Here is a 12394-nt window from a genome sequence, read left to right as displayed (position 1 = left end):
CAGAACTCACACTTCTGAGCTTTTTTATGCCCATAAACAACAATCACACCATAAACAACTCCCCAAGACCATGGTCGACTGGCTCACCCAACAAAAAAGGCAGCCAAATCGGCTACCCTTCTTCAAAAAAATGGAGGCGGAGGCGGGATTCGAACCCGCGAATATCGGTTTTGCAAACCGGTCCCTTAGACCACTTGGGCACTCCGCCATCGCTAGATGTTGTGCACTTGAGAGAAACCCTCGAAGTGCGGGCAGTTCGTAACCTCTCGCCCTCATACTGTCAACAATTCAATTGCTGATAAATCCTCTTATTTATGCAAAACTTCAGTAATTGCTTGAGCAATAAGCATCCAAGCATTGGTCAATTTCTTCGAATGATATGCTCAAAGGAGGCAGCAGTACAATGGTGTCGAGTACCGGACGTGTGAGCAGCCCCCATTTGCGAGCAGCTAAACACACCTTCTCACCGATCCTCTCCGAGCGTTCAAATCGCTCCCCGCTCGCTCCGCGCAACTCAATCCCAACCACCATGCCACATTGTCGTACTTGCCAGACATGAACATGACCCCCAGCAAGCTTCTCCAAGCCTTCACTCAAGTGCGGAATTAACTCCGCCACTCTCTCAAGAGTCGATTCGTCCTCGAAAATTTGGAAACTCGCCAAAGCAGCAGCGCAACCTAACGGATTAGCCGTATAGCTGTGTCCGTAATAAAATGCATTCTCAGCACCTCCTAAGAAAGCTTCATAAATCTCCTCCCGCGTCAATGTCGCAGCCAATGGCAAATAACCACCAGTCAACCCCTTTGCCAAACAGAGAAAATCCGGAACCACCTCTTCTTGTTGACACGCAAACATACTCCCTGTCCGACCAAAACCCGTCATTACTTCATCGAGAATTAAATGAATACCTTGCGCTTCGGTAAATTCACGCAATTCAGCTAACATCCCCTGTGGCCACAGATGTACCTGATTTACCCCTTGAACCAGCGGTTCGATCACTACTCCCGCCACCCTATCAAGCCTGTCTAACTTTCTCAATTCATCCACCGAACTCACAAAACGTACAGGAAACCCGAACTTACGGAATCGCGAAAAGAACGCATCTACCCCACCTAACGACGCAGCACCCATCGTGTCACCGTGGTAACAATCGACAAATGCGACAAACTCCGTGCGTTCAGGTTCACCCGATTGCAGCCTGTACTGAATGGCCATCTTCAGAGCACACTCGATCGCAGTGGAGCCATTGTCCGAAAAAAACGTGCGCTGCAGACTCGTTCCTGGAAAGAAACTTGCCAATTTCTCAGCAAGCTCTCCCGCAAGCGGATGCCCATATCCTAAAAATGAGGTATGCGCGACTCGATCCAACTGCTCTTCGAGCACAGCATTCAGAACCGGATGTGCATGGCCATGAATATTCGTCCAGATCGATGCATTCCCGTCGATATAGCTGTTACCTTCCCCATCTTCTAACCACACTCCCTCACCACGCACTAACATTAATGGCTCATGCTCCTCAGCTGTCCACTCGCCTTGCCTCGTAAATGGATGCCAACAAAATTGTTTATCCTTCTCGATCCACTGTGTGAGCTGCTTCTTCATAGCCAAGACCTACGCAGCTCTAAAATGATCTGCAACCGAAATTCATCACGCTCTGAAGCTCATCTCCATTTTCCCCTAACACATTTTCTGAATCTGTGTTAGAGATGCTTATTCATGTCATCCACCCTCACAGATAGTGTCGAAGAAAAATCTACCGCGAAATCGCCCTCGGTCGAAGTCCACGATTTACGAATTGATTATGGGTCTCATCTAGCCGTCGATGGAATGAACTTGGAAATTCCGGTGGGCACCATCTACGGACTAGTCGGACCAAATGGCGCGGGAAAAACCTCTACGTTCAAAGCTCTCGCCTCACTCCTCACGCCCACACATGGGCACATTATTCTTAATGGCTACAACATCGCTACCCACCAACGTCTCGCTCTGGCGAACATCGGATACATGCCAGACATGGCACCCGTTGCCTCAGATTTAAAAGTCTGGGAGTTTCTCGAAATGTTCGCCGGTGCCCACGGGCTCTCTGGAAAAATGAAAACCGAGCGCATCCGTGAATGTCTTGAACAAGTCGACCTCCTCAGTGAAAAGAACGCGATGTGTACAGCTCTATCACGGGGCATGATGCAACGTCTCGTCCTAGCGAAAACCCTACTGCACAAGCCACAGCTCTTGATTCTCGATGAACCAGCGAGCGGCATGGACATTAAATCTCGAGTGAAATTAAGAAATGTCCTCCGCGGTATATGCCGCCAGGGATCCACAGTACTCATTAGCTCGCACATCCTGCCAGAGCTTACGGAAATGTGTGATATGATTGGCGTGCTTCACAAAGGCAAACTGCTTGATTCAGGAAATGTCGATGAGGTGCTTCACCGAATGACTGGATTACTCCCAGAAATACGTATCCGCCTGGCCGAAGCTCCCAGCCAAAATTGGATCAGATTCTTAGACAGCAACCCAAAAGTCTCCAGCGTCCAAGGGCAAGACATCCTCAACTACTCATTTCACTTCGACGGCAACAGCTGCGAGCTCTCATTGTTCATCCACGACATGATCTCTCAGGGTTACCTCGTCAGCAGAATCGCTGAACAGCAACGCAGTCTCGAAGAAATCCTACTCGATCTCGAATACGACGGTCACTAAGCCAACCTCATCATGCCCTTCAAAGCACAATCCAACACCCTCGATGCGCTACCCCAATTTTGGCAAGTGTGGAAGAACCCCATTTTCCACCGCTATCGTCAATCGCGTCTTCGCCTGCCATCGCTCATTACCGGATTTCTCCTCTATGGCGGTAGCTCCATGTTCTTCTACCTCATCTCACTAGGCATCACACTCACTCACGCGCAACAGGACAACATGGTAGATACCGCCATCTTCCCCTTTGCCCTCATCGTCTTTCTACAGCTCTTTATTCTCAACTTCGTCGGCACCGGTGAAGTCGCCGCAGGCATGGCGCGTGAATCTATAGACGGCGTACTCACCTACCAGCGACTCACCCCACTCAGCCCCGCGACAAAGATCATAGGCTACCTCTCCGGTCTCCCCGTTCGCCAATTTTATCATTTTCTAGTCACTCTACCCGCCAGCATTTTAGTCATCAGCTCAGGCCACATTCCTCTACACGTGTGGGGCCCCATCTACACCGTCCTCCTAACTTCGACCCTTATGTTCTATCTGTTAGCGATGTCGGTCGGACTCACCATGGGGAAAAAATTCTCTGCCCTCATTTCCCAAGGTCTCGTCGCCTTACTCTACTTTGCTCTCCCTCAGCTCTCTAATTTCGGTTTTGTCATTTTCGAATACCTTACCATCCGTCCCACCATTTTCTCAGCAGCCCAGAAACTTACAGACTGGCGCATCACAGAAACCCACTCAGCCTCTTCTTCACTTGGGAAATCAGCCACACTATATACTGTATTTTTATTCAAGGCCTTCTCAGTTGGGTCTTTTACAGCCTGTTGCTTCGACGCTGGAGAAACGAGGAGGCGCACCTTCTAAGCAAACTCCAGTGCATCACTATCACCCTGCTCCTTCACATAATTATCCTAGGAAGCATTTGGGCAAATACAGCTAACGGCTCAATCTTCGAAATCGAGATCAAAGGCGTCAGCCCTGCTGCCATGATTGCCAGAGAAGCTCTATCGACCAATAAAGAACTTATCGCCGCCACCATTCTATCACTCTACGGAATCATCGGTTTCGCATCCGCGATCTTGCTTCAATACATCTACACCCCGAACAAATTTTACTACCTCGCCGGCCTTAGAAATCCTAACCGCTCACGCAATTTCTTGAAAAACATACTTGCTGATTCTGGCACCGGATTCCCAACCAGCCTCAGTATAGCCATCATCACCACTATCGCGTGGATGATTTACGCCCAACATATGCAACAAAGCTCCACCATCTTAGCCCTCACATCTGTAGATGCATGGACCGCCGCTAAACCTTTACTGCTCGTAGTCGCTATGATGCCACTACTCACCCATGCCATCGTACTTGAACACCTCGGGCGTCAGCTTACAGGCATAGTCGCTGGCTTCGCCTGGGTGCTCCCCCTAGCCACAGGTCTATTGTTAAATGCTTGGAGCATCTTAGAAAGTTTTGCCAATTTCCTCTACGGTTTCTCACCATTAGCTATGAATTTCTCCCCCGGCTACGTCATGGCCAGCCACACATTAAGCCAGCACAATCAAGCCTTCATTAGCGGGACAAAGACTGGAATCACTCTCTATTTCATCATTGGCATCATCTTTGCTATACTCCTGATGAAACGCCACAAACACTTCCAAACGACAAAAAATGTCTAAATTATAACCTTTATTGACTGACACCACACAAATTCCCGCTATAATACAAAACCCTCGTGCTCATCAGTCTCCATTCTGAAAATCGTGCGATCCTTGGCCACTCGGCGACCACAGGAACACGATTCATCAAATGTCTGGGAGCACTCGCAGCAGTATCACTCTATTGCTGGTACATACTCCCCCATTCGATCAATGCCCCAATACTTCCAGAACCAACTGTCGAATCAGCCCAACCACTCCACTCAGCTGAACAGCACCTCTCCACTCTCCTTGTTGATGCCACTCTCGCAGCTGAGGACAAACGCTTCTATCACCACGGAGGAATCGACATCTGCGCCAACGCTCGCGCAATCAAAGATGCCCTCGAGGCCCAACGCTTTGTAAGTGGTGCTTCCACCATCACCCAGCAAACTGTCAAGCTGCTAGAAGGCACACCACCGCGAACCCTCGAAACAAAAATTTGCGAGGCACTCGCCGCGCGTAATCTTGAAATGCGCCACAGCAAAGACGCCATTCTCCTCAGCTACTTTAGCCTCCTCGAATACGGCAATCGCACTCGTGGCCCCGCTCACGCCGCCAAACATTACTTCAATAAAGAAGTCCATCAACTTACCCTCGCAGAAGCCGCTCTATTAGCAGGCCTCCCCCAAGCTCCATCACGACTCAACCCTCGGAAAAACCCTGAAGGCGCACTTCAAAGGCGCAATTGGGTGCTCGAGCGCATGCGCATCGTCCACGACTATCCAGAAGCTGACATTCGCGCCGCACAAGCCACTTCCCTTGTACTCTTCCAAGCACAAGCCACTTCCACTCAAAAACTGGCACTCGAGCAAGTTAATCTCAAGTAAACTCGCTTGCACTCACTGCACATAAGTTGCAAAGTCAAATGTAATGAGCCACAGCACAGTCAGTATTATCGCCCAATGTAAGGCCGCAGGTCTCCGCCGCACTAAAGCGCTAGAGTTACTGATCGACACCTTGCTCGCGTCCCCTCGTCCAATGACACTTGCAGAGCTCTCTGAGCACGACAACCTCAACACTCAGTGCGATCGCGCTACGGTATTCCGACTCCTCCAGCGACTCACCGACAAAGGTATTGTTCGCCGCCTTGGCCTCCATGAACGTGCTGCCTACTTCACCTTGTTGCTTACAGGAAGACACCAAGACTTCCTGATTTGTACCGATTGTGGAAAAATCGAAGCCATCAACGCTCAGTGCCCAGTCCACGCTCTTGAAAAAGAAATCGCTCAGAAATCAGGTTTTACTGGTCTCTACCACGAGTTAGAATTCTTCGGAACCTGTCCAAAATGCAGCGTCTAGAACACTGCCTCCATGTAAAGATATGACCGACGACCAACTGAACGATTCCTTCATCCAGTTTCAGCGCGTCGAAAAATCAGCTTCCGAGCGTACTCTACGCAATTACAGCCAAGCACTCGCTGCCTTCCAGAGCTACATGGAAAAAACGCTTTTCCCTGGCTGGAAGCAATGCACTCCTGACCATTTCCGCAGCTACCTCTACTACTGCATGCAGTTAGAAATGGCGAGATCAACCATCCGCCTCCGCTTCTCCGCTCTGCGCTCATTTTTTAAATACCTCGTCCACCGCCACGGACTTCCAAAATCTCCCTTGCTGACATCCAGCTGCCCAAGCAAGAGCGAAAGCTCCCCACCATCCTCAATCAAAGCCAAGTCGTCGAATTACTCGAAGCGCCTCTCAAGGCTGAACTCTCCAAACAAGCGCCCGAATGGCTCCCTCTCCGGGACTCTGCCATCTTAGAGCTCTTCTACTCCACTGGGCTCCGCCTCTCAGAACTCGCCGAGCTCAAAGTTGAGGACATCGACCACGCGCAAGGGATCTCTCGCGTCATGGGAAAAGGCTCAAAAGAACGCATCGTCCCCATCGGTAACCACGCTCTCACTGCTGTCCAAAAATACCGACTTGCAGCCAGCGTCAACCAAGGCCCCTTATTCATCAATAAAAGCCGACGCCAAATCTCCACCACCTCAATCGGTACCATGCTAAAGAAATACCTGCGCATGACCAGCATCCCTTTTAATATCACTCCTCACAAGTTACGCCACTCCTTCGCCACTCACCTCTTAGACAACGGCGCTGATCTCCGATCCGTTCAGGAACTCCTCGGCCACGCTTCTCTCTCTACCACCCAGATCTACATCCACGTCAGCACCAAACGGATGAAAGATTCCTATGACAAGGCACACCCGCGTGCAAAGTAATCCCCACACTCATCATTACAATTTCATGAAGCAAAAACTCATCTCCATCCTCGTTCCTCTCGTACTTGTCCTAGGCTTCCTATTTTGGTGGTTTTCCGCGAACCAGGTTCTCAAGCGCCGCAGCGCGGATATCATCGATTGTGTCCGCATGGAACAGGGCACTGGACGCATCGAACGCGCCTTCAAAGCTGAAAACCTGCGCGACCTCATCGACGAGAATATCACCGTGGTCTACCCACAAATGGAATCGACCTTTTCCCACCGCCTCCACTAATGAAGCTATCACGCTCCCAGAAGACCGAGCAAAGTCAGCCCTCCTCTACCTCACCGAACTAGCTGAATGGATCACCGTAAGCGAGGAACAAATCGACGTGCTCGAGCACGATAATTCATCTGCCTCAGTCAGTGTTGCCTTCAATCTTGAGGCGAAGTTAAAAGGAAAACCTAAGCAATCAGCACCACTTAAAGGAGTCTTCGAATATAATTACACTAACAACCGCTGGCTACTCACCGCTGCGCGATTTGAATAAAAGCACTCGCCATTTCACCCCCATCTCACTATGGAAACGCAGATTCTATGACCCAAGCGACTCAACTCTCAGCCAGCGCGCTCAACTTCTACTTCCAACAAGAAGAAATCCCAAATCCCACTGGTAAAATTCTTGTCGTTCAGGGAGCTCCCGGTCCTTGGCTAAATTCTATCGAAGGCTCTGATATTAACGTCATCAGCTACATCGCCAACGAGAATTCCCTCTGGACTCAAAAAGGCATCACACCTGTCCAAGAAACTTCAGAAAAGTACGACACAATCATCCATTTCTCGACCAAGTTCGCGACTGAGAACCTCGCTCAAATCGGCAAATTTAGTCAGCAACTCAAGCCAAATGGCCGCTGGATGTCAGTCATTCCTAATCGCATGGGCGCATCACGTCTCAAAAAAGACATCTCTAAACTGTTTAGCGAAGTCGAGACCTGTAGCAAATCAAAATGCCGCATCTTCGATACCAGCTCCGAGTTCGACGCTCAGCTTGCACGCAAATGGGCGAGCCTCGGTCGCGTTAAAGCAATCAATGGCACCAACTTCCGCACCACACCCGGTATCTTCTCTTCGGAAAAAGTCGACACGGGTTCGCTCCTACTCGCCGACATTCTCAAGAAAGAATCCTTCTACGGCTCAGGCGCAGACCTCGGTGCTGCCTACGGCTTTTTAAGCAAAACAGTCCTCGATACCCCACGTAATCGCATCCGAGAAATCGTACTTTACGAGCTCGACAAACGCGCTCTCGATTGCGCCCAACAAAACCTAGCAGGCCACGACAACGCCCTCTACCAATGGGCTGACGTCACTGCTGGCACGCACCACGTCCGCAAATTTGACTGGGTCATCATGAACCCGCCCTTTCACGAGGCACAGGACCAGAGTTTCGAACTCGGCAAAACCTTCATTCGTGAAGCTGCACGCATCCTTAAACCCGGTGGTTCACTCTACCTCGTAGCCAATCTCCACCTTCCCTACGAAGAGCTCATCCGCCAGGAATTCAGATCCCACCGCTTACTGGCCGAAGACAAAGGCTTTAAATGCATTTTTGCCAGAGCTTAAAGATCGCATTGATTAAACAGAGTGTACTTCCCTCCGCCATTCCTCCGGCTCACAGTGAAGGCATAAAAAAAGCGAAGCTGTAAAGGCTTCGCTCGATATTTAGCAAATACACCTGAAGGGAGTCGAACCCCTAACCTTCTGATTCGTAGTCAGATGCTCTATCCAATTGAGCTACAGGTGCTTTTAAGTTGCTAATTTGCCAAAGCGGTGAACTTCTCAGAGAGAAATACACCCGAAGGGAGTCGAACCCCTAACCTTCTGATTCGTAGTCAGATGCTCTATCCAATTGAGCTACGGGTGCTTTTAGAACACGTTGTGTGCTGCGGCGGGCGGAGAAAACCACAATCCCCCCATGCCGTCAAGAAAACGCTGCATTTTTTTTAATCACACACACCCCTAAAAGCACGCAACTACTTCGTTCCAAGACTTCTAGCCAAAATACAAAAATCTCAACAAATAGCGAAATCCAGCAGTGAAGCTCACATCCTCTCTCCAAAGTAACGCAGCTGATTGCGTTTCACATAAGAATACATTTCCAATGACCTACTATTCTCTATCGATTCCTTAACCTCAGGAGTCTTCTCTATTTCATGTCGTAGGAGCAAGTTGAGCATGGTAACACAGTCGTCGCGACGCATTTCCCATTCATAATAACCAAGTGGAATCAAATCCAGTCCAGCACGGCTGAGCATAAGAGCCTTCTTTGTGTGCACAGCAACTTGCATATCACCTGGATACCCTATCAAATCAACCGCCAGTACCAGATCATCACGCTGAATCACGATATCAATCGGCACACCAGCGACACGCCCCCCAACACTCACTTGATCGTTCTTGTTACATAGCTCATGAACAACCTCATTGGCAAATCGATCCCTTTCAACAGAATCAATGGCATAGCTCTCATTCTCCGTATCAATATGCATGAGATATTCAGACAGCATAGAATCAGGCTTGAGCTTATTGGAATCTAGCGAATGAAACACATATTGCCTGTCCTTCGCTCGTGTGATAGCAACATTAAACACATCTTCACGCTCTAGGAACCTTAAGCTGGCAGCATGATAGCTGTTGTCGATAGCCATCGAAATGAGCATCAACCAGCGTTCTTCGCCCTGAAAGCTATGAGCAGTCCCAATCAGAAGTTGGGCTTCGACTCGAAGTCTTCGCAATTGAGATCCGCGAAATTCTTCAAACACCGAGCGCGTCAAAGCATCGACCTGCGCTCTAAATGGTGAAAGCACCCCGATACTCGGAAGTTTTATTTTTCGGATATTTTTTCAGGAGATCATGCAAAACGCTGATAATGGCATCAATTTCCAGCTGATTTACCCCACGATCATCACGTCGCCCACCATCAACAAAAACTGCTTTCAAAGCTGCATCTTCAGCATCTTTCTGCTGCCAAGGACGCTCACGCATGATCTGTAAGCTCTCCCCATAAAAGCGCCTATTACTGTAGGAAATAATCCCGTATTGAGAACGGAAATGTTCATTCAGAAATCCAGTTTGCCTTTGGTCATGTACTAAATCAATAGCCACATCCATTAAACTGCGATTGCGATAATGGTACTTCTCGATGACTTCTTCAGATACAGAAAACTCTTTGGCTGCAGTCGACATTGTATGCTTCGAGAGAAAACTGACATGGCGCAATTGCTTCGTATCTCCGACCACCACAACCCTCTTAGCCCTTTGCAGAGCTGGTAGAATACTCGCCAAATCACATTGACTAGCCTCGTCAATGACCAACACATCAAACATTTCTTTTTTCAGAGGTAACACCCTATGCATATCCTCAGTACTCGTGAGCCAAACTGGCAATGCTTTCAAAAGTACTGAATAATCAAGCGCCTTTAAAATCGCCTGCTGATCGCTCCCTCTACGTTTCCGCACCCCTTCCCACATTTTTTGAAGCTCTTTACGTGAAAGCGCGTCATCTAACACTTTTGTGATCTGACATTGTAATTTGAGCTTAATGTAGTGCCTCACAGCCAACTCACGCTCGCGCTGAAGCTGCATATACGTCTCTCGCATCTCACTGAGTAGTGGCCGACGATTGATCGCGTAACCATCCCACACTCGTCGCACCTTGCGCACCAAACTGGGGGATGGGTCCAAGTGGGCACCGGCTCTTTCCATTGATTTTTCAAATTCCCCTTCTAAGGCGCACTCTGCATCACGAATCGAGTCCACTTGTTCTTCGATTCTTTTATACAGAACATGTAAGGATACCGGCCGTCGACCACAAACTCATTAGCTCCCGCAAGAATGCTCTTCAGCAAACATTTAAGATTCTTCAGATGCTCGCTTCTCCCAGCTCGCACAGTCGCATGCACTGAGCCTAACATGCTATCGATTTTCTTGTGCAGCACATTCACCGCATGATCCCCACGCGAAGTGACTAAGACACTCTCACCACGTATGACATGATCTAAAGCGATAGCCGCTACAGTGTATGACTTCCCTGTTCCAGGTGGTCCATGGCATACTGTCAATGGCTGCACCCGTGCTGACTTAAGCACCCTTTCTTGCTGAGAACTTAACGTAGCTGGAATGAAATGCACATCTTGCTCTTTGATGGACTTCCCCGCTGTCACTTCACCTAATACATGTGCTAAGGCATTACTATGGTCAGAAACATCCATTTCGCCGAGCTCCTTCAGCTCCTCTAATAACCCCCTGGTGGAAACCTGCCGCTCCACATTTGCTATACCAGCAGCGGAAAGCACGGACACCTCTCTCTGCTTTCCTGCGTCCTCTACTGTACCAGAAGCCTCTAAATAGGGCCATTTGAGCAAGCTTTACAATGCACATGAGGACAATACACTGCCATCTCCCTACGGATTTCCCCTACCATCGCTTCACTCAACCCCTCACCAACTAAAATTTCTCTCAAGACTTGTTCGAACTCTTTGGGAGCCTGTAACACATCAAGTGCAGCTTGATTCAGTCGAGCCCCTTTCATCTGAACCCGCAAAGGGAAATAATCATCCCCGTCCTCCGTTATCTTCGCATTGAACAACACCAGCGGCGACCGATGAATCCCTTCTTCGGTCTTACCACAGACGAATAAAACGCCGTAAAGTAACTCGCGTTCTCGTTTGTGCATCGTGCTATAGGCTGCTAAATCACTACCGTACTTGGGCGGCAAAAGGATTTCAGGAAGGATTCCAGTAAGTAACTTTTCCTCTCCTTGAGTCATCCTACGGTATTTGACTGCCCCATAAAAATCACGCACACCAGCTCGCACACGATCTTCTCTGTAGCATGCTGTGAGCCATTGAATTAATGCACTGTTTGACATCTGCAAGCCTTCTAGCAACTAGCTAACAGCTCAGCAATCACAGAGAAAATGAAATCCTAGACTTCTGCACATACCTCACAGCTTGGCTAAAACAGTTTTAACGCTCAGAGAATACCTAAATTGTGGTTGAAAAACTCCCTAATCCACGGCAAGTGTCACCCATGTTAACGATCCGCAACCTCACCAAAACCATCGGAGGGAGAACTCTTTTTGAAGAAGCCAAAATGACCATCAACTGGGGGGAGCGAGTCGCCCTCGTTGGTCCTAATGGCGCTGGTAAATCCACACTCTTCCGCATCATTCTTGGACAAGAAGAATCGGACGCAGGCGAAGCCGACATCGATGAGTATGCGATCACTGGCTACCTAGCTCAGGAAGCTGGCGATCCTGGCCAAGAAACAATCCTCGAGCTCGCCATCGGCATCACCCCTGAAATGGCCGCTGCTATTAAAACGATGCGTGAATTCGAAGCCGCTGGCAAAGAGAGCGACCCCAAATACGCAGAAGCACAGGACACCTTCGATGCTAACAATGGCTATTCACTCGAACCTAAAGCGAAAAAGATCCTCGCCGGTCTTGGATTTAAGCAGGAACAAGTCAATGAGCCGGCCAATACCTTCTCTGGTGGTTGGATCATGCGTGCGAACCTCGCTCGTCTTCTCGTCCAAGAGCCAGACCTTCTGATGCTCGATGAGCCGACTAACCACCTCGACCTTATCTCACTCATCTGGCTCCAAACGCTACCTCAAGAAACTATCCAGGTGCACTCCTCGTGATTTCTCACGATCGCGACTTCATGGACGAAATTATCGAAACCGTCCTATGAGATCGATGACCATAAGTTACGGCCCACTACACCGGAAACTACTCAGG

At 49.2% G+C, this 12394-nt stretch carries 16 protein-coding genes and 3 tRNA genes; 11 read left to right on the top strand and 8 right to left on the bottom strand.

Annotation, left to right across the window (positions count from 1 at the left end; translation table 11 throughout):
* Positions 1–131: 131 nt before the first annotated feature.
* Both ACFPK9_RS00095 and bioA read right to left on the bottom strand, forming a co-directional pair.
* Positions 132–208, bottom strand: a tRNA-Cys gene (locus ACFPK9_RS00095).
* A gap of 116 nt (positions 209–324) precedes the next feature.
* Positions 325–1602 carry an adenosylmethionine--8-amino-7-oxononanoate transaminase gene (bioA, locus tag ACFPK9_RS00090; protein ID WP_377092483.1) on the bottom strand — a complete coding sequence of 426 codons (1278 nt, stop codon included), beginning with the start codon at positions 1600–1602 and terminating at the stop codon, positions 325–327.
* A gap of 114 nt (positions 1603–1716) precedes the next feature.
* Here bioA and ACFPK9_RS00085 point away from each other — a divergent pair, with 114 nt between their 5' ends.
* From ACFPK9_RS00085 to ACFPK9_RS00040, 10 genes are all read left to right on the top strand, one after another.
* Positions 1717–2703: an ABC transporter ATP-binding protein gene (locus tag ACFPK9_RS00085; protein ID WP_377092482.1), complete on the top strand. Its 987-nt coding sequence runs from the start codon at positions 1717–1719 to the stop codon at positions 2701–2703.
* Positions 2704–2715: 12 nt separating this feature from the next.
* The gene (locus tag ACFPK9_RS00080) at positions 2716–3561 is read left to right on the top strand and encodes a hypothetical protein (RefSeq protein WP_377092481.1); all 846 of its coding nucleotides are present in this window, start codon (positions 2716–2718) and stop codon (positions 3559–3561) included.
* Positions 3522–4373, top strand: a complete 852-nt coding sequence (locus tag ACFPK9_RS00075; RefSeq protein WP_377092480.1) for a hypothetical protein — start codon at positions 3522–3524, stop codon at positions 4371–4373. The genes ACFPK9_RS00080 and ACFPK9_RS00075 overlap by 40 nt, the downstream gene beginning before the upstream one ends.
* Before the next feature lie 56 nt (positions 4374–4429).
* Complete coding sequence (locus ACFPK9_RS00070; protein WP_377092479.1) at positions 4430–5221, top strand: biosynthetic peptidoglycan transglycosylase; 792 nt, start codon at positions 4430–4432, stop codon at positions 5219–5221.
* Positions 5222–5264: 43 nt separating this feature from the next.
* Positions 5265–5693 carry a Fur family transcriptional regulator gene (locus tag ACFPK9_RS00065; protein ID WP_377092478.1) on the top strand — a complete coding sequence of 143 codons (429 nt, stop codon included), beginning with the start codon at positions 5265–5267 and terminating at the stop codon, positions 5691–5693.
* A gap of 22 nt (positions 5694–5715) precedes the next feature.
* Positions 5716–6153 carry a site-specific integrase gene (locus ACFPK9_RS00060; RefSeq protein WP_377092477.1) on the top strand — a complete coding sequence of 146 codons (438 nt, stop codon included), beginning with the start codon at positions 5716–5718 and terminating at the stop codon, positions 6151–6153.
* A complete protein-coding gene (locus ACFPK9_RS00055; protein ID WP_377096520.1) occupies positions 6048–6614 on the top strand; it encodes a tyrosine-type recombinase/integrase in 567 nt (188 codons plus the stop codon). The genes ACFPK9_RS00060 and ACFPK9_RS00055 overlap by 106 nt, the downstream gene beginning before the upstream one ends.
* A gap of 25 nt (positions 6615–6639) precedes the next feature.
* On the top strand, positions 6640–6888 hold the full coding sequence (locus tag ACFPK9_RS00050) for a hypothetical protein (RefSeq protein ID WP_377092476.1): 249 nt from the start codon (positions 6640–6642) through the stop codon (positions 6886–6888).
* A 97-nt stretch (positions 6889–6985) separates the two neighbouring features.
* Positions 6986–7144: a hypothetical protein gene (locus ACFPK9_RS00045; RefSeq protein WP_377092475.1), complete on the top strand. Its 159-nt coding sequence runs from the start codon at positions 6986–6988 to the stop codon at positions 7142–7144.
* A 47-nt stretch (positions 7145–7191) separates the two neighbouring features.
* The gene (locus ACFPK9_RS00040; RefSeq protein ID WP_377092474.1) at positions 7192–8214 is read left to right on the top strand and encodes a class I SAM-dependent methyltransferase; all 1023 of its coding nucleotides are present in this window, start codon (positions 7192–7194) and stop codon (positions 8212–8214) included.
* Between the two features lie 107 nt (positions 8215–8321).
* On the opposite strand, the gene ACFPK9_RS00035 is transcribed toward ACFPK9_RS00040, so the two are convergent.
* The 6 genes from ACFPK9_RS00035 to ACFPK9_RS00010 form a co-directional block, all read right to left on the bottom strand.
* Positions 8322–8395: transfer RNA gene (locus ACFPK9_RS00035), tRNA-Arg, on the bottom strand.
* A 46-nt stretch (positions 8396–8441) separates the two neighbouring features.
* Positions 8442–8515: transfer RNA gene (locus tag ACFPK9_RS00030), tRNA-Arg, on the bottom strand.
* Between the two features lie 178 nt (positions 8516–8693).
* Positions 8694–9458 carry an AAA domain-containing protein gene (locus ACFPK9_RS00025; protein ID WP_377092473.1) on the bottom strand — a complete coding sequence of 255 codons (765 nt, stop codon included), beginning with the start codon at positions 9456–9458 and terminating at the stop codon, positions 8694–8696.
* Positions 9442–10161 (bottom strand): DEAD/DEAH box helicase, encoded by a 720-nt coding sequence (locus ACFPK9_RS00020; RefSeq protein ID WP_377092472.1) that lies wholly within the window; start codon positions 10159–10161, stop codon positions 9442–9444. The genes ACFPK9_RS00025 and ACFPK9_RS00020 overlap by 17 nt, the downstream gene beginning before the upstream one ends.
* A gap of 215 nt (positions 10162–10376) precedes the next feature.
* Complete coding sequence (locus tag ACFPK9_RS00015) at positions 10377–11015, bottom strand: AAA domain-containing protein (protein WP_377092471.1); 639 nt, start codon at positions 11013–11015, stop codon at positions 10377–10379.
* Complete coding sequence (locus tag ACFPK9_RS00010) at positions 10994–11521, bottom strand: hypothetical protein (protein ID WP_377092470.1); 528 nt, start codon at positions 11519–11521, stop codon at positions 10994–10996. The genes ACFPK9_RS00015 and ACFPK9_RS00010 overlap by 22 nt, the downstream gene beginning before the upstream one ends.
* Before the next feature lie 161 nt (positions 11522–11682).
* On the opposite strand from ACFPK9_RS00010, the gene ACFPK9_RS00005 reads away from it, so the two are divergent.
* Positions 11683–12297 (top strand): ATP-binding cassette domain-containing protein, encoded by a 615-nt coding sequence (locus ACFPK9_RS00005; RefSeq protein ID WP_377092469.1) that lies wholly within the window; start codon positions 11683–11685, stop codon positions 12295–12297.
* Positions 12298–12394: the final 97 nt, after the last annotated feature.

The sequence above is a fragment of the Rubritalea spongiae genome, from assembly GCF_042652385.1.
In the GTDB taxonomy this organism is placed as follows: Bacteria; Verrucomicrobiota; Verrucomicrobiia; order Verrucomicrobiales; family Akkermansiaceae; genus Rubritalea; species Rubritalea spongiae.
This window is presented reverse-complemented; position numbering and strand designations above follow the sequence as displayed.

Excerpts from the sequence above, each read along its gene's own strand:
- ACFPK9_RS00050 (WP_377092476.1), top strand. The coding sequence starts at position 6,640 with ATGAAGCAAAAACTCATCTCCATCCTCGTTCCTCTCGTACTTGTCCTA.
- ACFPK9_RS00005 (WP_377092469.1), top strand. The coding sequence starts at position 11,683 with ATGTTAACGATCCGCAACCTCACCAAAACCATCGGAGGGAGAACTCTT.
- ACFPK9_RS00040 (WP_377092474.1), top strand. The coding sequence starts at position 7,192 with ATGACCCAAGCGACTCAACTCTCAGCCAGCGCGCTCAACTTCTACTTC.
- ACFPK9_RS00060 (WP_377092477.1), top strand. The coding sequence starts at position 5,716 with ATGACCGACGACCAACTGAACGATTCCTTCATCCAGTTTCAGCGCGTC.
- ACFPK9_RS00010 (WP_377092470.1), bottom strand. The coding sequence starts at position 11,521 with ATGTCAAACAGTGCATTAATTCAATGGCTCACAGCATGCTACAGAGAA.
- bioA (WP_377092483.1), bottom strand. The coding sequence starts at position 1,602 with ATGAAGAAGCAGCTCACACAGTGGATCGAGAAGGATAAACAATTTTGT.
- ACFPK9_RS00080 (WP_377092481.1), top strand. The coding sequence starts at position 2,716 with ATGCCCTTCAAAGCACAATCCAACACCCTCGATGCGCTACCCCAATTT.
- ACFPK9_RS00065 (WP_377092478.1), top strand. The coding sequence starts at position 5,265 with ATGAGCCACAGCACAGTCAGTATTATCGCCCAATGTAAGGCCGCAGGT.
- ACFPK9_RS00085 (WP_377092482.1), top strand. The coding sequence starts at position 1,717 with ATGTCATCCACCCTCACAGATAGTGTCGAAGAAAAATCTACCGCGAAA.